This window comes from Bartonella sp. HY328, assembly GCF_025449335.1.
In the GTDB taxonomy this organism is placed as follows: Bacteria; Pseudomonadota; Alphaproteobacteria; order Rhizobiales; family Rhizobiaceae; genus HY038.
This window is the reverse complement of record NZ_CP104883.1, coordinates 2468117-2488744: the sequence shown is the minus strand read 5'-3', so window position 1 is coordinate 2488744 and position 20628 is coordinate 2468117. Positions and strand designations below refer to the sequence as shown.

The 20628-nt window shown below is 40.9% G+C and carries 17 protein-coding genes; 5 read left to right on the top strand and 12 right to left on the bottom strand.

Annotated features, from left to right (window positions below):
• Positions 1 to 227: 227 nt before the first annotated feature.
• On the bottom strand, positions 228 to 2684 hold the full coding sequence (locus N5852_RS10650; RefSeq protein WP_262097772.1) for a hypothetical protein: 2457 nt from the start codon (positions 2682 to 2684) through the stop codon (positions 228 to 230).
• A gap of 87 nt (positions 2685 to 2771) precedes the next feature.
• Here N5852_RS10650 and N5852_RS10645 point away from each other — a divergent pair, with 87 nt between their 5' ends.
• The 3 genes from N5852_RS10645 to N5852_RS10635 all read left to right on the top strand — a co-directional run bounded on the left by N5852_RS10645 (position 2772) and on the right by N5852_RS10635 (position 5360).
• Complete coding sequence (locus tag N5852_RS10645) at positions 2772 to 3500, top strand: NAD-dependent deacylase (protein WP_262097771.1); 729 nt, start codon at positions 2772 to 2774, stop codon at positions 3498 to 3500.
• A gap of 538 nt (positions 3501 to 4038) precedes the next feature.
• The gene (locus N5852_RS10640) at positions 4039 to 4260 is read left to right on the top strand and encodes a hypothetical protein (RefSeq protein WP_262097770.1); all 222 of its coding nucleotides are present in this window, start codon (positions 4039 to 4041) and stop codon (positions 4258 to 4260) included.
• 101 nt (positions 4261 to 4361) lie between these two features.
• Complete coding sequence (locus N5852_RS10635) at positions 4362 to 5360, top strand: cation diffusion facilitator family transporter (RefSeq protein WP_262097769.1); 999 nt, start codon at positions 4362 to 4364, stop codon at positions 5358 to 5360.
• 71 nt (positions 5361 to 5431) lie between these two features.
• Here the strand turns inward: N5852_RS10635 and N5852_RS10630 are convergent, their stop codons facing one another.
• The 5 genes from N5852_RS10630 to N5852_RS10610 all read right to left on the bottom strand — a co-directional run bounded on the left by N5852_RS10630 (position 5432) and on the right by N5852_RS10610 (position 9803).
• On the bottom strand, positions 5432 to 5947 hold the full coding sequence (locus N5852_RS10630) for a GNAT family N-acetyltransferase (protein ID WP_262097768.1): 516 nt from the start codon (positions 5945 to 5947) through the stop codon (positions 5432 to 5434).
• A 171-nt stretch (positions 5948 to 6118) separates the two neighbouring features.
• Positions 6119 to 6652: a DUF934 domain-containing protein gene (locus N5852_RS10625; RefSeq protein ID WP_262097767.1), complete on the bottom strand. Its 534-nt coding sequence runs from the start codon at positions 6650 to 6652 to the stop codon at positions 6119 to 6121.
• Between the two features lies 1 nt (position 6653).
• Positions 6654 to 8324, bottom strand: a complete 1671-nt coding sequence (locus tag N5852_RS10620; RefSeq protein ID WP_262097766.1) for a nitrite/sulfite reductase — start codon at positions 8322 to 8324, stop codon at positions 6654 to 6656.
• A 78-nt stretch (positions 8325 to 8402) separates the two neighbouring features.
• The gene (locus tag N5852_RS10615; RefSeq protein ID WP_262078322.1) at positions 8403 to 8696 is read right to left on the bottom strand and encodes a DUF2849 domain-containing protein; all 294 of its coding nucleotides are present in this window, start codon (positions 8694 to 8696) and stop codon (positions 8403 to 8405) included.
• A gap of 42 nt (positions 8697 to 8738) precedes the next feature.
• Positions 8739 to 9803, bottom strand: coding sequence for a siroheme synthase domain-containing protein (locus tag N5852_RS10610; protein WP_262097765.1), 1065 nt, complete (start codon positions 9801 to 9803; stop codon positions 8739 to 8741).
• Between the two features lie 438 nt (positions 9804 to 10241).
• Between N5852_RS10610 and N5852_RS10605 the strand changes: the two genes are divergently transcribed.
• Positions 10242 to 11885, top strand: a complete 1644-nt coding sequence (locus N5852_RS10605; RefSeq protein WP_262097764.1) for an autotransporter outer membrane beta-barrel domain-containing protein — start codon at positions 10242 to 10244, stop codon at positions 11883 to 11885.
• A 345-nt stretch (positions 11886 to 12230) separates the two neighbouring features.
• Here the strand turns inward: N5852_RS10605 and ftsZ are convergent, their stop codons facing one another.
• The 4 genes from ftsZ to N5852_RS10585 all read right to left on the bottom strand — a co-directional run bounded on the left by ftsZ (position 12231) and on the right by N5852_RS10585 (position 17379).
• On the bottom strand, positions 12231 to 14087 hold the full coding sequence (gene ftsZ, locus N5852_RS10600) for a cell division protein FtsZ (protein ID WP_262097763.1): 1857 nt from the start codon (positions 14085 to 14087) through the stop codon (positions 12231 to 12233).
• Positions 14088 to 14237: 150 nt separating this feature from the next.
• Positions 14238 to 15566 carry a cell division protein FtsA gene (gene ftsA, locus N5852_RS10595; RefSeq protein WP_262097762.1) on the bottom strand — a complete coding sequence of 443 codons (1329 nt, stop codon included), beginning with the start codon at positions 15564 to 15566 and terminating at the stop codon, positions 14238 to 14240.
• Positions 15563 to 16492, bottom strand: a complete 930-nt coding sequence (locus N5852_RS10590) for a cell division protein FtsQ/DivIB (protein WP_262097761.1) — start codon at positions 16490 to 16492, stop codon at positions 15563 to 15565. The genes ftsA and N5852_RS10590 overlap by 4 nt, the downstream gene beginning before the upstream one ends.
• Positions 16459 to 17379, bottom strand: coding sequence for a D-alanine--D-alanine ligase (locus tag N5852_RS10585; protein WP_262097760.1), 921 nt, complete (start codon positions 17377 to 17379; stop codon positions 16459 to 16461). Before N5852_RS10585 ends, N5852_RS10590 begins: the two co-directional genes overlap by 34 nt.
• Before the next feature lie 689 nt (positions 17380 to 18068).
• Between N5852_RS10585 and N5852_RS10580 the strand changes: the two genes are divergently transcribed.
• Positions 18069 to 18782 carry a L,D-transpeptidase gene (locus tag N5852_RS10580; protein WP_262097759.1) on the top strand — a complete coding sequence of 238 codons (714 nt, stop codon included), beginning with the start codon at positions 18069 to 18071 and terminating at the stop codon, positions 18780 to 18782.
• A gap of 108 nt (positions 18783 to 18890) precedes the next feature.
• On the opposite strand, the gene N5852_RS10575 is transcribed toward N5852_RS10580, so the two are convergent.
• Positions 18891 to 19649, bottom strand: coding sequence for a siderophore-interacting protein (locus tag N5852_RS10575; protein ID WP_262097758.1), 759 nt, complete (start codon positions 19647 to 19649; stop codon positions 18891 to 18893).
• Positions 19650 to 19723: 74 nt separating this feature from the next.
• Positions 19724 to 20587 (bottom strand): siderophore-interacting protein, encoded by an 864-nt coding sequence (locus tag N5852_RS10570; RefSeq protein ID WP_262097757.1) that lies wholly within the window; start codon positions 20585 to 20587, stop codon positions 19724 to 19726.
• Between the last annotated feature and the right edge of the window lie 41 nt (positions 20588 to 20628).

The following is a 20628-nucleotide window of genomic DNA, read 5'->3' as shown; positions in this document are numbered from 1 at the left end:
GCTTGCAGGTATTAGTATTTTATAAGCCAAATAAATCTTTATTAACGAATAAGTTAATTGTCTAATGGCGCGAAATATTGTCTATTGAATGTAATTGAATTGGGTGCATTAGAGGTTGTAAATAAAAATAAACGAATGCTCATCCATCATAATTTTGGCTGTCGAAAAAAGCAGCCAAAATTATGTGGCTATATTATTAGCGATATGATTGCCTTTTGCAGTATATCTCAGCCAATAAATGGAAAGAGGCGTTTTAAAAATTTTTTAGGTTTGCTGTCTTTTATAACCAGTGCTAATTGCGCGCGGCTTTGTTGTGCCTCTTCAAAAATTTCTGCTTGATCATGATTTTCTGCCCACTCTTCAACTTCAGCCAAAAGTGCAAAAGCGCGCTCTAATGCAATGAGACGTTCATTTCCTTCGCAATGCTGGCTCCAGCTAAGCAAGGTTGCTACAAGATTTTGTAAGTGGACTATATATTCAACTTCTGAATCGGTTATTGTGCTGGCAGTGAGAGCTTCTTCAAAAGCGGCTACTGAACGGGCATAATCGGCATTAAGATCGTCGCTATAATTATTTTCAACCATATGCTTAAGGATTAGGCCATAATTAGATTGGCTGGTAAGCCATTCATTAGGTAATATGTCTTTACGGATACGAGAGATGGCCTTTTTTATCGTCTGAGCAGCATAATGAATATAGGACTTGGCTTCTTCACCTTCACTGCGACGAGCTAAAGTGTAAAATAAATTGGCAATATTGCTTTCAAGACGCATAAGCTCAATTTCGCTTTCGCGCTTTTCTGCTGATTGCAAGGCAAGCCTAAAGGAAAGTTCAGCCTCTTTTAACCTTTGCAAGCCAACTTCGCTTTGGTCATTTTCACCAATATTGGCAAGCGATAATGCTATGCAGTTTTGAAGTTTTGCTTTAAATTCAGGTGCATCATCACTATCAATTTTTTGCAGTATTTGCCTAAAAATTTCAATTGCTTCTTCATATAAAGCAAAGCGCTTTACCGTATCGTCATTATTGGCGGCTGCATAAAATGCCATGCCAAGATCGACGAGAACAGACAACCATTGTTCATGATTATTGGCTTCTAGTGCCGGTGAAATGCATTGGCGTAAAACGTCAATGGCCTGAAAACGGTAGTTTTGACCGCTTTTTCCACCATTGCAAGTGGCCAATGCCAGTAAATCCTTGCCAAGTGTCGCCTCAATAACAAAAGCACCGAAACTTTCACAAATTTCTCTTTGTTCGTCAATTGCCTGCTTATAAAGCGCAGTAGTTTCTTCCAATATAATAAGGGCATTGTCAGGCTCAAAACTATGAATATAGTGAGAAAGCGCAAGAGAGAGCTCTATTTTTAACCGCCATGTTGTTGGAGAGCGGTCATTATCCAAACTTTTTAGAACATTGCGATAAATTTCAACCGCTTCAAGATGCGTGTCACTTTGCCTTTTGCCACCTAAGTGATTACCAAAATTGTAAAGTATTTTAGCAAGCTCAATCTGATTAGAAAGCCATTGACTATTGTGGTACTGTGCTAAAGTTGGTGTATTGCTTTGTCGTAATATATCTGCGGCAAGTTGATAATGATTTTGGCATTCTTCTTCATTGCCAATTTTGTAAAAAATTTGGGCAAGGTTCATATGCTCTTTGCCAAGGTTGCTTTGCATCACAGCAAGACCATAAATATCATCGCTTTGCTGAAACTGGCTAATCAGCTCTTTATAAAGCAATATGGCTTCCAATGTGCTTGAAATTGCTTGTTGCCCGTCTAAAGTTTGGGCATAGGTAGAAAGGGCTAAAGCAAGCTCTATGCGTAACCGTAAGATAAGTTGAGGTGCAATCTCACTAGAAGCAGTTTGCAAAGCAATGCGCATGGCATCAACTGCGGCGCTTGCAGCGTTGTGACGTTGTTCATTTTCATTGAGGAGTGCAATGCGGAAAAAAGCTCGACCAAATTCAAAATGCCCAAAAAACCACTCTAATGGATGGCTTGCAGGTGTATAATAATTCAAAACGGTTTTTAGCATCTCAACTGAATGTAACAAGGCTTTTAGTGGGTCTTCAATATTCAAGGTTGAAATTTCACGCCATGCAATTGCTTCGCCCAATACTGCATCTGCCCAATTTTCAAATTTTTCTTTGGCTTGAAAAATTTGGGCCGCTTGTTTAAAGACAGCAATTGCTAACTTTAAAAACTCATGCTTATTGTCCCCAAGCGCAAGATCGGCAGAAATGCGGTATAATTTACCAAGCTCTACTAATATTTGTGCTTTATCAAATTGATCAGTATCGAGGGAACGCTCATCAATGAGTTGCAGTAAAAGCTTTTTGGCTCTTTCCAGCATGAGGCGGCTATTATCACCACCTTCGCGCTGAGCATAAGCACCAATGGTACGGGCAAGAACCAAAACGGCTTCTTGATATTCACTTTTAAATTCAGCATTTTCCGCATAAAATTTAAGCGAAGGCTCAAAGGTCTCTATGGCTTTTTTGTAATTGCTAAATGCCAAACGATCATCTTCACTGGCCGCAAGCGCTGCTAAAGCCGAGCCGAGTTCAAAATTGGCTGCTGCCCATTGTTTTGTTTTTCGTGCACGATTATGCAATGCCAAAAGATTATCAGCTTCTTCAACTCGTTCTTGCAATTTGCTTTGCGCTTCTGCATCCATTGCCAATAATCATACTCCTGTCAAATTTAATGCGTTATATGTTTATCTGCATTAAATCATCATTTCAATTGCTTAAAAAAGTGACTTATAGATATGTATCGCTCGTCCAAAATACAAAGTGCACCTGCTATTTTAATTTTAACTGGTGCTGGAATCTCGGCCGAGTCGGGAATACCTACTTTCCGCGATAGTGGCGGTACATGGAATAACTATTCCGTTGAAAAGGTGGCAACGCCGCAAGGTTTTGCCCATGATCCACAACTTGTTTATGATTTTTACAATAAAAGACGACAGGATGCAAAACTTGCAAAGCCAAATGCAGCACATTTTGCGCTTGCTGAATTGGAAGAAAAGTGGCCTAGCGAATTTTTATTGGTTACGCAAAATGTAGATTCACTACATGAGGCAGCAGGATCCATAAAAATATTGCATATGCATGGGCAGTTAAATTCTGCTCTTTGTGCCGCATGCCACAGTCAAAATCCGTGGCAAGGTGATATGGACGAACAAAGCCAATGCCCTAGCTGCGGCACTATTGGAAGTTTGCGTCCTGATATTGTTTGGTTTGGCGAAATGCCTTACCACATGGAAAAAATTGAGCTGGCCTTAAGTCATTGCGATATATTTGCAGCGATTGGAACATCGGGGCAGGTTTATCCTGCTGCTGGCTTTGTTTGCATGGCATTGGAAAATGGGGCAAAAACCTATGAGATAAACCTAGATTGTGGTAATGATATATCGAGTTTTTTTGATCATCGCCTTGCAGGTAAGGCAAGTGTGACCGTGCCCGATTTTGTTGCAAAAATGCTATCGCGTCTTTAACCAAATGGTATTCTATCGCGTTTTTTCCATTTTGCTTTCGTTAAAAATAAAGGGCAATAAAAGGATAATTTATGGTTCATCGTATTATATGGATGCTCATAGTCACCATGTCCTACTGGCTCTTTAAAGGCTATATTTATAGCAATGGGTTTCCTGTTTTCAGTTTTGAATTTATGATATTTTTGATAATTACTTGCTATTTTTATATGGTGTTACTTAATAGCTTTCTTGATGATATTCTTATTAAATATTTACCTCAAATTGTCATTGATAAACTAACAATGATTTTGATTATGATCCCGTTGCTTTTGTCGATTTCACTAGCCATTATTTTTTATTTTCATGGCTTAATCGGCAGTTATAACTTGGCATTTTGCGAAATAGCTTGGGTATTTGCCATTATCATCGCACTTCACCTAATGGTTACAAAACACTATCCACCTGATGTCAATGTTACAATTTCGCGTAAGTCTTTTGAAGCCTTTTTTTAGAAAGCTACTGGGATTTTATTATCAAGGATGAGCTGCGTGTTGTACCATTGGAAGAATATTTTGACCAAGATCAACTCGTCTCTTTTATGGAAGATTATTTTACAATAGGTGGTATTGCAAAAGCCGATTTGGCGGCTCGAATTGCCGCTTTTCCATGGCAAGATTATTTTCATAAAAAATCCAAGAAAAACTCGCTTTATTATCGTGATATTGAAAGCTATTTTGTTGATTATTTTTTTGTGCAGTCGGTACAAAATCTGGAAGTTTAATCATCTGCTTTCGTCGTCGTTTTGGCTATGACTTCACAGTTTTGCAAAAATTCGTTAGAATTGTTAACTTATCTATTCTCAATCCTAGGTGAAAAGTTAAAATGTCAACTAACGAGCCATTCGTGCCGCAAAACGATAGTATAGACCCTTTAGAGCAATCCTCCTTAAATCAACTAGCTGAGCAAAAACTTCTTAAACTTTCAGTTTTTGTCACATTAGGGGTGGCACTTTTTGGCGTTATTATGGGAATTATTACCAATTCCTCATCTATTATTTTTGATGGCGTCTATTCAAGTGTTGATTGTTTTTTTAGCCTAGCTGCTTTGCTTGTGGTACGCTTAATCCATTTAGATAGTTTACGCCTTAGTAAGCGCAGTCGCCAATTAGCGGAGCGTTTTCAATTTGGTTTTTGGCATTTAGAGCCTATGGTGTTGGCGATTAACGGTATATCTTTGTCAATTGCGGTATTGTATGGCTTGTTTGAAGCTATTAATTCCATTTGGAATGGTGGGCAGGTGCCATCTTTTGATTATGCAATTCTTTATGCTTTAATTGCGGTGATTGTTTGTTTTGGCCTTGCTTTTTATGAAGCGCAACGCAACAAAGAAATACAGTCAGAATTTATCGCAATGGATATTAAAGGTTGGATTATTTCTGGCTGCTTAAGCCTTGCAATCTTAATTGCTTTTTTGTTTGCCTTTGCCATTAAAGAAACAAGCTATATTTGGCTTATTCCTTATATTGATCCTGTGATCCTTGCGCTTATTTGTTTGGCAATGGCGCCAATGCCGTTGCGCGTGGTTCTCAAAGCTTTAAAGGAAGTTTTCTTAATTACACCGCGCAGCCTTGATGCTCATATTACAAATAGTGTTGATGAAATTGTTTTACGCCATAATTTTGTTAGTGCCCAAACCTATGTTGCCAAGGTTGGTCGTTCAATGATGATTGAAATCCATATTATTGTGCCACAAGATTGGCAAATTGATACAATTGCCAAACTTGATACAATCCGTGAAGAAATTAGCGAGGCGATTGGCGAGGCTGGTCCTGACCGCTGGTTAACTGTAAGTTTCACAGGTCTTGAAGATTGGGCGGTATAATTTTTGTCTATTATGCAGAAAATCCATATCGGTTTTCTGCATAGTTTAAGGGTTATATTAATTGCAGTATTTTAAGAAGCGTTAAAGCTATCGTGATAGTCAACGCGACCTGTAGGTGTATCACCACTAAGCGTTAATTGCATAAAATATTCTGCAGGCAATCCTTCATAGCTTAAAGTCTTACATGGTTGAAAGCCAAAACGTTGATAGTATTGTGGATCACCTGCAACTACGCATCCCTTGCCGCCCAATGCTTTAAGCTGGGCCAGCCCTTCATTTATTAGGGCTGTGCCTATGCCTTGCCGATGTCTTGATGGTTCTACTGCTACTGGACCAAGTCCATACCAGCCTAAATCATGACCATTAATTCTTATGGGTGAAAATGCAATATGCCCGACTATTTGATCACCACTTAATGCAACAAGGGAAAGTATAAGTTGGTTTGCGTCGCGTAACGCATCAATAATTGCGCCTTCGGTGCCGTTGCTATGCTCATTATTTTTAAAGGCGGCTTGTGTTACTTGGCGAATATGATCGCTATCGCCTAGGCTTTCGGCTCTTATTTCTATAGTCGTTGGGTTTACCATTTTCTAAACTCTCTATAATTCGTCAGCTAAAGGGAGATCATATTGCCAAAGTTAAGCCAAGCAAAATTTATTATTTCCATACAGCAAAAAACAGCTTGTTCATTGAAGTTTTCAAATGCACAAGCTGTTAAATAATGTCGTTGAGATGTTAAATTTTTAAAAAAAACTGTTTTAAATGTTGCGCCAAAGACGGCGTGTTCCTGCCCTTAAGGTTTGCGTTTCTAATCGCTCAACGCCGCTTGAGGGTTGGTAAAAACCAGGATATTTGATCAGCTCATCTTTTTCCAACCGCTCTTTTGTTAAAGCATGGGTAACTTCAAGGCTATCAAAGCCGGAGCGTAAGAGATTGGATACTTGGTCAATAAGTACATCGCCGACGGCTCTTATCTCGCCTTTAAAACCGCGATTTTTTAAGCGTGCTGCCTTAGAATAAGCGCGCCCATCTGTGTAGGCTGGCAAATCAAGAGCAATTACTGCAATTTCTTCAAAAAATGGTGTTAGTGCATCAATATCATCGCTAGCTGCAACAAAAACACCCGTTCCTTTCAATGCACTTGCATCACCATTTTCTTCTCTAAATTGCAGCCAATAGGCAAAGGGCAAAATTGCGCGGTGGTTACCAGCTTCGTCTAGCGTTTCAGCACGTATAAAGGGATCTTCACGAAAGCCGGCACGATCCCATAATTTAACATTATCTTGCGCCATGTTAAGCCGCCTTTTCAACTGGTGGATAAAGCGCTTGTTTAAACGGCTCCATGCCAAGACGGCGATAGGTGTCGATAAAACGTTCATCCTTGTTTTCGCGCAAATCAAGATAGGTATTAACCACCGTCTCAACAGCATCGACAATTCGGTCAGGCTCAAAGCCACGGCCAGTTATATCGCCAAGCGATGTATGGTTGCCATCGCAACCGCCAAGAGTGAGCTGGTAGAGTTCCTCGCCCTTTTTCTCAACACCTAAAATGCCAATATGCCCAATATGGTGATGGCCGCATGCATTGATGCAACCCGAAATATTTAGGTTTAATTCGCCAATATTTTGTTGGCGCGCATTATCACCAAGGCGCGTGGAAATAGCTTGGGCAACAGGTATGGAACGAGCATTGGCAAGTGCGCAATAATCAAGGCCCGGGCAAGCAATCATATCGGTTACAAGGCCAATATTGGCATTGGCAAGATTGCGGCGGTGAAGTGCATCATATACGGCACGCAAATCTGCTAATGCGACATGGGGTAACACCAAGTTTTGCCGATAGGTAACGCGCAATTCCTTGTCAGAATAAAGCTCAGCAAGATCGGCAACCAATTCCATATCTTCGGCAGTGGCATCGCCGGGTATACCGCCAACGGGCTTTAAGGAAATGCTAACAATACCATAATCTTCATTTTTATGGGCGGTGACGTTGTTTTTTACCCAAATATCAAAAGCATTATCCAATTGGCGCATTTTTTTAAGTAAATTACGTCCCTCTGGACGCGGCGCAAGATCTGGTGCAGCAAAATAGCTGTTAATCGCGTCAATATCGCTTTGCGGCAACTTCAATTCACTATTTTTAATTTGCTCAAATTCTGCTTCCACTTCGGTGGCATATTGTTCAACGCCCATTTCATGAACAAGGATTTTTATGCGGGCTTTATATTTATTATCGCGTCGCCCATGTAAATTATAAACACGAATTGCCGCTGTCGCATAGGTTAGCAAATCTTCTTCAGGTACAAAATCCTTAATAAGTTTGGCAACCATTGGCGTGCGGCCTTGGCCGCCACCCACATAAAAGGCAAAACCAAGTTGCCCCTTGTCATTGCGTTTAAGCCAAAGGCCGATATCATGGACCTGAATAGCTGCGCGGTCAATTTGTGCGCCAACGACAGCAAACTTAAATTTACGCGGCAAATAGCTAAATTCTGGGTGCAAGGACGACCATTGCCGCAAAATTTCTGCATAAGGGCGGGGATCGGCAACTTCATCACCAGCTGCACCAGCAAAGTGATCTGATGTCACATTTCTAATGCAATTGCCTGATGTTTGAATAGCATGCATTTCGACTTCGGCTAATTCCGCAAGAATAAGCGGAATATCTGATAGTTTGGGCCAATTGAATTGGATGTTTTGTCTTGTGGTAAAATGACCATAGCCTTTATCAAAGCGGCGCGCAATCGATGCTAATTTGCGCAATTGGCGGGGTGACAATGTTCCATAGGGAATAGCAACACGCAGCATATAGGCATGCAATTGCAAGTAAACACCATTCATCAACCGCAAAGGCCTAAATTGCTCTTCGGTGATTTCGCCGCTTAAGCGGCGCTGCACCTGATCTGAAAATTCGCTAACACGAGTTTTGACAAAAGCGCGGTCAAATTCATCATAACGATACATGGGTTTATCCTCTTTGCAATTTAGGATTTGATATTTAAATTGCGGTAAAACTTGAATTTTAAGGCAGAATTAAAAAGCTTATGGATTAAGCGGCGCTGCGCCATAAGCAATAGTTGGACCATTTTGCCTAATACGCTCACGCAGGCGGATTGGGCGCAGGTGGGCATCCTTTTCATCGACATCGATCAAATTGGCATCAATAACGATGTTAGTGGCAAGCCCCAATTTTTGCGCATCTTCTAAAATGCTTGTCTCTTCGGGTGTAACAGCTAGCAAAGCATTATTTGCGTCCTCGCTCCATTGCCCATTTTTGCTGTACCAGACAACACGCCCATCACCTAATTTATTGGCTGTTAAAATTTTTGCTGCCATTTTACTCCACCCTTTAAAACAATAATGCCTATATCGCGCTTGTTATGCAGCTTTTGGTGCATATTGGTTGCTAATATTTGCGTAATTATGTTGAAATGCCGCATCCGAAAGCGATGGTAAAACAGCAAAATCTTGCTGGTTATTTTCCATCAAAGCTATATCCCTGAGCATTTGTGCTCTATCACCATAAAGGCGCACAATTTGCTTGCCGCTTTCAATTAAGCTGATAAGAAGCTTTGTGCTCTCTAATTGGTCAAGGGTATTTTTGGGCGCGACAAACCGCTGTGCATCGCGCCGGCCAATGGTCAATAGATCCTTATCAATGCTATGATCATAAACGATACCATCGGCCATTAATAATACACGTTGGCTGTGCAACGTGATTTGGTCAGCGTCAAGATCTTGTGCATTTAATAAATATAAACGCCCTTTATTTGCTTTGAAGGCGTGGATAAGATCAAATGCCTCGCGTTCGGCAGCTGCTGGATTATTGCGTTCCAATTCCTCAACAATTTTTCCATTAAAAAAACGAAACCAAAAATTACGCCGTGTCAAACCTTTGGCAATGGAATTATCAACAAGTGTCCTAAGTTTTGCTGCAAGGGCCGCTACCTTACCAATTTGCGGATTTAATAAAGCGTCTATCTGGGCTCGGATCATTTGTGCAAGCACTGGGCTTGCGCCTTCTGAACCAATAGCCACCGATATTGGTGCACGATTGACAAGGGCAGGGGTGAAAAAATCGCACATATCTGGGCGATCTACCACATTGACGGCAATTTTTAACTGGCGCGCATGATCTGCAATAATTCTATCTTGACCCACATCACCATTGGCGGCAAAAATTAGCACTGCGCCATGCAGATGCTCAGGAGCAAATTTTTCAGCAAGCCAAACGAAATTATTATCTTCAAGGCTATATTGCTTGATAAAATCTAAAAGATCATCTTCGGGTGCATCAGCAATCAATAGCAATGCAGCTGAAGTTTCACGCATGAGGCGCAGTTTAGCATAAGCTTCAGCGCCATTACCGATAATGACAATTTTTTGCCCTGCAACTTTAAAAAAAGCTGGGAAGGTTGCAAGTTTTTGCGCGTCAATGCTCATCATAAACCCCACACATGTAGCCTATTTCTTTGGGTTGGATAAGTTTGGTGAACTTATCTGGTAAAAAATCAGTATTTCGATATTTTCCTTAGTATCGGGTAATTTCTGCTTTTGGGTAAGAGACAAGCGGTGCGATTTTTTAGAATTATTCGCATTAATTTTGCATTAAAAGCACTTTTTTGAGAAATAATTTTTTGTGTTAATTTAATGAGAGTTTATTATAAAAATGATAGTGTTAGTAGTTTTAAATAAATATATTTGCATTTATTATTATAAAATAATACTTAATATATAACATTATTAAAATTTAATGTAATGTAAATAAAGTAATAATTGTTAATTTTTAAAAAAAATTTATTGAATTTGTAAATTTATTTAATATAAGTGTCATTTGTCTAGTTATATTTGATTTAAGTTTTAATCTTTAGGGGTGTTATAATGGCAAGAGGCGTAAGTATAACAAAACCATCAATGGTGGTTAATTCAGGTTCAAATTATATATTTGGCACTAATAACGATGATTATGTAAATATTAAAGGTGAGGTTAAAGCCGGTTGGCGCTCACAGAACACGATTGAACTTGGTCACGGTAATGATACCGTATGGATCGGTCAAAGCATGTGGGGATACGGCCAAAACACCATTAAGGGTGGTAATGGCAATAAGGTACTCAGCATTATGGGTGGGGTTGATTCCTGTGCTGGGTCGTATAGTAAAAATGAAATCGTGTTTGACGGCGTAAGCAGTGATAAACGCACTTTAAATCTGGGATATGTTCGATCCGCTGATTCCGGCTTGAACACCATAACAACAGGTGCGGGTACAGATTATTTAAATATTTGGGCAATGCATGCATTCAAATATGGTACAAATAGCATTTCTTTAGGCAATGGTGACAAATACTTAAATTTCCAAAACGACATTTTTGCCCGTGATTGGTATGGCGTTAATACAATCGATTTGGGCATTGGTAAGCATGACATTGTCATTGGCAGTAACTATATTGCTTATTATAGCACCACCAATAGACTAAGTACAGTATCAGGCGACACGAACATTTGGATCAAAAATGCCATGTGGAGTGATTCTGAAAATAGTATTGAACTTGGTGAAGGTGTCCATAACATCCATATTGGTAATATGTGGTCACATTATAGTGGTTATAATTCCATCGTAACTGAAGGTACAACGACAATTAATATTGATCGTGACCTTGTTAGCTTCTCAAAAAACCTTATTCAAACTGGTGATGGCAACGACGTTATAAATATTAACTGGGGAATTAATGCCGATAAAGGCACCAATATGATTAATACTGGCGCTGGCAATGATACTGTTCGTGTTGGTTTTATGAATGCACAATATGCGGATAACATTATTGATCTTGGTGATGGTGATGATCGCTTATCAATCAATGGTAACTTAACCTCAGGCCCCAACGCGAATAACTACATTTATGGTGGCGCCGGAAATGATTTTATCGAAATTTATGGTTACATTTTCCCAGATAGCCTCGTGCTTGATGGTGGTGAAGGTTACGATACACTTTCGTTAAAAGCTGATTATAGTTGGGATTTTGCAGGTCGATATCAAAATTGGGTAAGTAATTTTGTATCTAGTCCAAGTTTTGGCTGGGCAAGTCTTGAAAATATTGATGTAAATATTAATCATAAATATAGTTTGAATCAGATTTCATGGCTTACAAATCTAATTAATAATCACAATGATCAAAATCCAGATTCTCACATCGATATGAGTCTTAATCTCGATAAATGGGGTAGTGTTTTTGAATTAAATAGCATTTTCACTTCAGCTGACGAAACTGCTATTAATAAAATCAATCTTACTGGCGGTACCGCTAACCAGTTAAATATCCATTCATCATTGGATTTTAATGGCTATGATAATGATAAATTATTTATCAATGGTGATGCCAATGACACTGTTGCTTTTGATAATCTTTGGACTAAAGCCACAGATAAGTACACCGATGCCCAAACAGGTTTAGTTTATAATGAATTTCATAATTCGTATAATGAAACCGTCTATGTGCAAGAGAATGTTCAGTTGTCATATGTATAATTGAATATTTTAAAATCGAATATATTTATATTGAAGCCCGTATAGTTCTATCCTTTACGGGCTTTTATTTAGCTTGAAATCTAGTGGATCGTTTATATTTAAAATATATCATTAAGTAGATAAAATATTACCTTTTTAAAAGGCATAAAAAAACCCACTGAAAAAATCAGTGGGTTAATGAGAAGGAATTTGGGCTGGCTGCTTTTCTTATTCGCTCATTGTTGCGAAAGACAAAAGCATGTGAGTTATCAATCCGCATTTTCTCGTAAGGATCAAAAGATCAGTTGCATGCGTTTTATGATATATGTCGGCTTTCAAAAGAGTTATAAAAGCCGACATATGCCATTAGTTAGCCTGACGACGCAGGAATGCAGGAATTTCCAACTGTTCATCTTCGCTTGGCGCTTCAGCACGTTGTTGTTGTGGACGCATCTGCGCTTCATTTGGGCGGCGTGGTGTATAAATTGCCTGATCCTGATTAGGAACTTGACGATTGTCACCCATGTTTGGTCGTTGGCCCATTTGATTTTGCTGAGCATTTTGGCCACTAGAACGCTGTGGTACATTTTGCTTTGCGGCTATATTTACCGCAGGTTCTAAGCGTGCACTTGGCTCTTCCTCATCGCGATGAATAAAACCCTGCTTTAAACGCTGCCATAAGCTGCGAGGTGTATTACCTTCGCTGTTGCCTTTGCTTTTTTGGTCTGCATTAATCCGCAAAGATGGTGGAAATGCCTCAATTTCAGGAATGCGCGATGAAGCCTGCTGCATTGGCTGTTGTTGAGTCTGTTGGCCTTGCATACGCTGCTGCTGTGGTGCCGCGCTACGTTGTTGACCCTGCATATTGCCTTGCTGTGGAGCCAATGATTGGCTAAAGTTTTGGCTTGCAGGCGCAGCACTGCGTGTTGGTGCAACAGTATCAACGCTTGGTGGCGTTGCTGCTGTTTGTCCCATTGGCTGCAGCGGAGCGGCAGAGCGTACAGGTTGCTTAGCAATATTAGGCTGACCTACCACACGGTTTGGGGCAGCTGGTTGTGCGCTTGCAAAAATTTGGCTTTGTGGGCGAAATGGCTCTTCCATAGGTGCTGCCATTTCTTCTTCTAAAGCTTCGATGACCTCACGAAAAGATTCTGTTTGCGGCTGAACAGGTCGGGTCACGACCGGAGCTGCCGCTTCAAGCTTTTTTACAGCATGTACCGAAGTGGAGTTTTCAATTGTCAAGCCAGCTTCAAGTGCAGCGCGGTCAATACCGGTTGCTACAACAGAAACGCGGATGATACCTTCAAGCGCTTCGTCATTAATGGCACCGAAGATGATGTTTGCGTCAGCGTCCACTTCTTCCTTAATGCGGTTAACAGCTTCATCAACTTCAAACAAGGTGAGATCGCTACCACCTGAAACAGAAACAAGTAGACCACGTGCACCGCGCATTGATGTTTCATCAAGCAATGGATTAGCAATAGCAGCTTCAGCAGCTTTTAATGCGCGGCCTTCACCTGATGCTTCACCTGTGCCCATCATTGCCTTGCCCATATCATGCATGACAGAGCGCACATCAGCAAAGTCTAGATTGATAAGACCCTTGCGGATCATCAAATCGGTAATCGAGGCAACACCTGAATAAAGAACCTGATCTGCCATTGCAAAAGCATCAGCAAAGGTTGTTTTTTCATTAGCAATGCGGAAAAGATTTTGATTTGGAATAACGATAAGCGTATCAACGCTTTTTTGCAATTCTTCAATGCCAGCTTCGGCTGTCTTCATGCGGCGTTGACCTTCAAAAGAAAAAGGCTTGGTTACCACACCAACAGTCAAAAGACCCTTTTCACGAGCAGCGCGAGCAATAATTGGAGCCGCGCCTGTACCCGTACCGCCGCCCATACCAGCGGTCACAAATACCATGTGGGAAGAATTAAGGTGATCAAGAATTTCGTCAAGAGATTCTTCTGCAGCTGACTGCCCAACTTCTGGACGTGCACCAGCACCAAGACCTTCAGTGACTGAAGCACCAAGTTGAACAACTTTTTCGGCCCGTGACATAGCAAGTGCCTGTGCATCGGTATTGGCCACAACAAATTCAACGCCTTCAAGGCCAGCATTGATCATATTGTTAACGGCGTTACCGCCACCACCACCTACACCAAAAACCGTAATTTTTGGCTTTAACTCGACAATTTCTGGTCTTTGTAAAGTAATTGACATAATTTATTCCTTCTCACCTTAAACCGCAAGCCCAATGCGGTAAACTGACTATTTCTAGATATGAAAAAGGCATTCCAAAACCAAATTTCATATCCCATGATCTAAAACTAATAAGCTTGAATTAAAGATACAAACTTACGAGTTAATTAATTAAGAACCTTTGCGCAGTCCCCCGCGCAACCAATGGCCAACGCGGGAAAAATGTCCGCTATTGCTATTCACATTGGCCGATGATCCGTGCACTTTATATTCTTCTAAACCGCTAATTTGCGGATAAATAAGCAACCCAACCGCTGAAGAAAATGCTGCACCTCTTGCCATATCCGGAAGCCCAGAAATACCAAGTGGCCTACCGATGCGTAAATGACTTTTCAAAATATGGCGGCCAACTTCTGCAATACCTGGAAGCTGCGAGCCACCACCCGTCAAAATAATACGCTTACCAATAAGGCTGCCAAAGCCAGATCTCGTAAGCTTATCCCTTGTCATTTCAAGGATTTCTTCAACACGGGCGCGAATAATACGCGAGAGCAACGCACGAGGATATTGGCCCGCAAGACCACTATCTTGGCCATTATCATCCCCCATTGAAGGCATTGAAATCATATGGCGATCATCGGCGCTGACTGACAAGGCCGAACCGTGCATTACCTTGATACGTTCAGCTTCATCAAGCGGAATGGTGAAGCCGCGAGCAATATCAAGTGTTATATGGTTGGCGCCAATTGGCATCATATCGGTATAAACAAAGCGCCCTTCGGAAAAAATCGAAATGGTTGTTGTGCCCGCACCAATATCAACACATGCTGTACCAAGACGGGGTTCGTCGCCAACAAGAACAGAAAGACCGCTTGCATAAGGAGTTGCTACAACTGTCTCAACGCTTAAATGAGCACGATTGATGCAATGCTCTAAATTGCGCAATGGCGCACTTTCAGCCGTTACAACGTGCATTTCTGCGCCAAGTTCATGTCCCATCATATCGCGCGGATCAGAAATACCCGTTTCACCATCGAGATTGAAATTACCAGGGAGTGAATGGACAATATAGCGGTCAAGATCAAAAGCGGATCTTGAACATTCAGAAAGAACGCGGCGCACATCGCGCATATCAACCTTATCACCGTTAATCTTGATTTTCGAATGAACTTGTGTGCTTTTTAGCTTACCGGCAGAAAAATTGACAATGACTGAATCTACAATAAGGCCAGCCATGCGCTCCGCACTGTCAACAGCTAAACGAATGGCTGTCTCTGCCTTGGACATATCAACAATAATGCCCGCCTTTATACCCTGTGAGCGCTGAATACCAAAGCCAAGCACTTCCATGCTGTGGGTGCGGCCATGGAGATATTCTGTTTGTCCCAATGGGCGCAAACGAGCAATAATGCAAACAATTTTACTTGAGCCAACATCTAGCACCGTTAAAAGACGGGTTTTACGTGATGGTGTACCGTTTAAATGGGCTATAAAACTCATGCTCGCCCCGCTTTGCGTGCTTTTTCACGCTTTTCTAACTCTTTAACTGTTTCAGCGCGCCGCTTTAATGCATCATCGGTCAAGGCAACTGTTACGCGGTCATCAAGGCGTAAATCAACACTTAATATATCACGTGACAAAAGTCCGTCCTTTTTATCCATTTCAAGCATTTGCGTAAGCCGCTTATCAAAATTATTTTCGGGCAATTTAACCCGCACACCATTATCGAGCACAATATCCCAGCGGCGATCGCCGATGCGAATATAAGCGCGAACTCTTTCTTTAATGCTTGGAAATTCATCCATCGCATTAAGAAAATCTTGTGCATTATTTTGGGCGCCATTACCAACAATCAACGGTAAGCGACGGCTAAATCCAGGGCGATAAGGAATAATGACATTACCATCCTTATCAACAATATCAACTTCACCATTATGCTGCCAAAGAGCCAGCGGTTGATGTTCGCTTACCATGACGTTAAGACGATCTGGATAGATTTTTTGCACAGTCACGGACTTTACCCAAGGTAATGCCTTTAACTCATCGCGCACTTTATCAACATCATAACCGATGATTGAAGTATCGCCATCTAGTCCAATTGCGCCAAGAACATCAATTTCAGAGGTGAAATAGTTTCCTTTAACGTCAACTTTTTCAACGGCAAAGCCAAGCGATGATGTAGCAAGCTTTACTGCATCATCGGTGTGGTTGCCAGCATAGGTGCCATAAATAATGGTGGTACTTAATAAGGCTAAAACGGCAAAAGAGCCGCTATGGCGTGCTATAGCAATATGTCCAGAAGTAAAACGCAAGACAACACCTTTTAAACGCCGCGACACCTTAATTGCGCGGTTTTTAAGTGTTGTTTTCAAGTTCTGCTTGAAATTGCTATTTAGCGCATGCACGACGCATCCTCCACTATCCATTGCACCAAGTCTCCAAAAGTGAGACCGGAAACTTTAGCCATATCAGGAACTAGGGAGGTTGGAGTCATACCAGGTTGGGTATTGACTTCAAGCCAGATGAGATCACCTGTTTTTTCATCAAAACGAAAATCGGAACGACTTACCCCACGACAACCAATTGCTTGATGGGCTAGTAAGGACATTCTTTGTATATTTTGGTAAATATTTGATGAAATTTCCGCAGGGCAGACGTGAATTGATCCACCTTGTGCATATTTTGCATCATAATCATAGAATTTATAGCTAGCGTTAGGCACAATTTCGCACACATCAAGTACGCGTTCGCCTAAAACACCGCATGTAAATTCGCGGCCGGGAATATATTGCTCAACGATGACCTCATCTCCATAAGGCCAATCTGCGGCACCTAATGATGCTGGCGGTGTATTTTGGCCTTCCAAGACGATAACGACGCCAAAGCTTGAACCTTCTTTAACCGGCTTAACCACATAGGGTGGATTAATAGGGTGAACATTGCCGATATCATGGCGATCCATAACCCGAGACGGGGCAACCTTAACGCCAGCCGCGCTAGCAATTATTTTAGCGCGCGCTTTATCCATAGCAAGAGCCGAGGCGAGTACGCCAGAATGGGTGTAAGGAATACGCAAAAACTCTAAAATGCCTTGAATTGTGCCATCTTCACCAAAAGGACCATGCAGCGCATTAAAAGCAATATCAGGGCGTAGCTGGGCAAGGCGATCAGCAACATTGGTATCAACATCAAGGCGTGTCACTTGAAAACCAAGGGCTTCAAGTGCATCGGCACAAGCATTGCCTGATGACAGGCTAACTGGTCTCTCAGATGAAAAACCACCCATAAGCACAGCAACATGTTTGTTGTTCACCTTGAAATCCCCTACAGATTATGCACAGCAAAAATTACAATTTTGAATCATCAATTACCAAGAGATTCATGATACGAATCAAATATGTAATTATGGTTAATATAAGAATCAGACTGGCGCAGTAAAAACAAGTCCCCCTAATGTTGTAAATCATGGCAAAGACCGGCTTTTGTGACTCATGCTTCTGAAAAGACTCAAAATTTTTTTATAAATTTTTTTTGTAATTTTTTAGGAAATTGTTATCTAGCAGTATCTTTTATAAGCGAATTAAAAAATCCTCGCTAAGTATGAACGAAAACGTCGCAAATCAGTTGACTTAAAGCGATAGCTTTTAATTTTACTAAATTAGGTTTTATATAATTTTTTATAATATCTATAACCCATCTGCTTTTGTTAAAATTTAATGAGTAAATTCTAATATGTAGGTAATAAAAGAGAGATAAGTAACTCTAAATTTTTTAAGATTATATGCCATTTGGGTTATTTGCGTAACAACTGAAAAGCATTAATTTACTAAAAAGCATAATCGTAAAATTAGAATTTATCTAAAAATTGGAGTTTTATTAATATTTGTTACAAATAGTGATAAATATGGTTTTTTGGTCTTTATCTTTTGTCAAAGCTGCTTTATGCACATTTACGAATAAATGTTTTGCGTATGGATTGACTTTTTATCAAGGAATAAAAAAATGCATAATAGCATTGGTTTACGACCAATCAGGTCGGCGATTTCTCGCACGTTTTTTTTAGGTGTGTTAGCAGTTGGTTTGGGCGCGTGTACAACAACTGGTACAACGCCAATTGATGGGCAGCAAACAACTAAAGCAACTATCAAACCACAAAGTTTTATTGAAGGGAATAAGCCACTTGATGAGCGTTATGGCCCTGATAGAGATGAGCCGTTTAAGGTAAAGCCAATCCCTAATGGTGTTATCCCTGAAAAGTTCCAACGTACGGTTGTTGCTTATCCATCACGCGAAGCGCCGGGCACAATTATTGTTGAGCCAGCCAACCACTATCTATATTTTATTGCAGGTAATGGCAAAGCTATTCGCTATGGTGTGAGTGTAGGTGCCGCAGGGCTGGGCTTCCAAGGTGAAGCAGACCTTAAAGTAAAACGTAAATGGCCACGTTGGATTCCAACCAAGGATATGATTGCCCGTGCACCAGAACGCTATAAGAAGTTTGAAAATGGTGTTGATGGCGGACCAAGCAATCCACTTGGAGCGCGCGCGCTTTATCTTTACCAAAATAACGTTGATACCTATTATCGCATTCACGGTACAACTCAACCATCAAGCATTGGTAAATCAGTGTCAGCTGGTTGCATCCGTATGGCAAATCCAGATGTAATTGATCTTTTTGCCCGTGTGCGTACCGGGGCAAAAGTTATCGTACGTTAAGATATAAAAACTGCATAATTAAAGGGCAGGAAAGAGATTTTCTTTTTCCTGCCCTTTTTGTTTTAGTGTGTTTAATAAACTGCTTTTATATTGTTGTGTTAAAGTAGCTTAATCAAATTTTTCTTTAGAATTGGCAAAGCCTTTTACCCAATAACCCGCAGCTTTAATCCAGTTTAGTGGTACATGTCGTTCGGTATTAAAGAACATGCGCAAGTGGCGTGTTACCTTTCCTTCAGCTGCAATCCAGATAAATGTCCGCTCTTGTAAACTTAGTTCCTTAACCTTTTCAAGAAGGAATTTAGGTTCATCAGCAAGCTCAACAGAGCGGTAAACCCAATGATAAGTCACATTGGCTTTTGTATTAAATTTTTGCACTTCCTGTTCATTTGCAACTGTTGCAACAACGGTCATGTCAGTGCCTTCAGGCGCTTCTTCTACCCGTCTGCCAATGGCTGGTAAAGCAGTTTCATCGCCAATTAATAGCCAAGCATTAATATTGCCGCTAATTAAGGCTGATCCACGTGGGCCACCAATGACAAGCTCATCACCCTGTTTTGCATTTAATGCAAAAGTACTTGCGGGGCCAGCATCGTGCAACACAAAATCAATTGCCAATAGGTTGGCTTGTTCGTCATAAAAACGCGGTGTATATTCGCGGCTTTGCAGAGTTAGTTCACTTTCACCAAAAAATAGTTTGATATGATCATCGGGAGCGGCAGAAACAAAACCGGCAAGATCATCACCGCCGACGAACACGCGTCGCATCAAGGGGGTTACATCTTCAATCTTTTCTACTTTTAATATGCGGCGTTTGGTTTCGTGGCGTACACGCTCAATATGCGGTGCTGTATCATTTTCTTGGGTCATGACTTATCCTAAAAATGTCGTTATATTTGCTTGATTTTAAAGCCATTATAGCTGCACAATAATGCAATTGTCTCTTAAATTTTTACATCAAACTCATCAAATTGTTCAACGCCTTTGCCTTGGGCGGTAAGGTTCATATAATGAGCCATGCGCTTTTCATCAACAATGCTTGATGTAATGCCGCGCTTCCAATAGCCAATTGCCTTTATGTCGGCTTTCGCCACTTGCCCACCACTTAAAAAGTGGTCGCGTATTTGTCGCGCTTCTTCACGCTCGCAGGCAATCCAAAGATTGGCCTTGGTTGTTGGGTTAATCGAAAGTGCTTCATTGACTAAAAAACCAGATGTGCCAGCGGCACAATCATCTGGGCGAATGAAGGTTTTATAACCTACCCCTGCAATCTTTGGTAATTCGTCTATCGCGGATTTATGGGCGCAATCAATATAAGCTGTGGCTTTTATACCTTGTGGCCAATTTTTAAAAATAGAAAATAAAGCAGGAATTGCCGTATCATCGGCAAAAAATACATTGTCTTGGCCATTTTGATAATCAGGCATATAATGCTGCTTTGGTCCCATAAGATAAATCGTGTCCCCCATTTTTTGATGACTCAACCAGTCCATAGCTAAGCTTTGGCCGTGATGAACCACAAAATCGATTTCTGCAATATTGGTTACAGCACAATAGTTGCGAATGGTATAAACGCGGGTGATCGGCTTTGCACTACCAATGGCATCCATTTCAATTCGTACAGCATTATTGGCTTGTAACCATTGATCTTGGTCTGGATCTTTAACGATGCCGCTTACACGTATCACCGAAGTAAACGGTTTGGTAATTGTTGTAATTGTCATGCTATTGCGAATGATCCTGTGTCCTGACATTTTTGCAGTTTGACTTGCATTTTGTGAGCTGTCTTTTGTGTCCATATTTGCCATTTTGCACCTACCCAAAATATTGTTTTCAGCATTGGTATAAT

Excerpts from the sequence above, each read along its gene's own strand:
- N5852_RS10645 (WP_262097771.1), top strand. The coding sequence starts at position 2,772 with ATGTATCGCTCGTCCAAAATACAAAGTGCACCTGCTATTTTAATTTTA.
- N5852_RS10635 (WP_262097769.1), top strand. The coding sequence starts at position 4,362 with ATGTCAACTAACGAGCCATTCGTGCCGCAAAACGATAGTATAGACCCT.
- N5852_RS10630 (WP_262097768.1), bottom strand. The coding sequence starts at position 5,947 with ATGGTAAACCCAACGACTATAGAAATAAGAGCCGAAAGCCTAGGCGAT.
- N5852_RS10625 (WP_262097767.1), bottom strand. The coding sequence starts at position 6,652 with ATGGCGCAAGATAATGTTAAATTATGGGATCGTGCCGGCTTTCGTGAA.
- N5852_RS10620 (WP_262097766.1), bottom strand. The coding sequence starts at position 8,324 with ATGTATCGTTATGATGAATTTGACCGCGCTTTTGTCAAAACTCGTGTT.
- N5852_RS10615 (WP_262078322.1), bottom strand. The coding sequence starts at position 8,696 with ATGGCAGCAAAAATTTTAACAGCCAATAAATTAGGTGATGGGCGTGTT.
- N5852_RS10610 (WP_262097765.1), bottom strand. The coding sequence starts at position 9,803 with ATGAGCATTGACGCGCAAAAACTTGCAACCTTCCCAGCTTTTTTTAAA.
- N5852_RS10605 (WP_262097764.1), top strand. The coding sequence starts at position 10,242 with ATGGCAAGAGGCGTAAGTATAACAAAACCATCAATGGTGGTTAATTCA.
- ftsZ (WP_262097763.1), bottom strand. The coding sequence starts at position 14,087 with ATGTCAATTACTTTACAAAGACCAGAAATTGTCGAGTTAAAGCCAAAA.
- ftsA (WP_262097762.1), bottom strand. The coding sequence starts at position 15,566 with ATGAGTTTTATAGCCCATTTAAACGGTACACCATCACGTAAAACCCGT.
- N5852_RS10590 (WP_262097761.1), bottom strand. The coding sequence starts at position 16,492 with ATGGATAGTGGAGGATGCGTCGTGCATGCGCTAAATAGCAATTTCAAG.
- N5852_RS10580 (WP_262097759.1), top strand. The coding sequence starts at position 18,069 with ATGCATAATAGCATTGGTTTACGACCAATCAGGTCGGCGATTTCTCGC.
- N5852_RS10575 (WP_262097758.1), bottom strand. The coding sequence starts at position 19,649 with ATGACCCAAGAAAATGATACAGCACCGCATATTGAGCGTGTACGCCAC.
- N5852_RS10570 (WP_262097757.1), bottom strand. The coding sequence starts at position 20,587 with ATGGCAAATATGGACACAAAAGACAGCTCACAAAATGCAAGTCAAACT.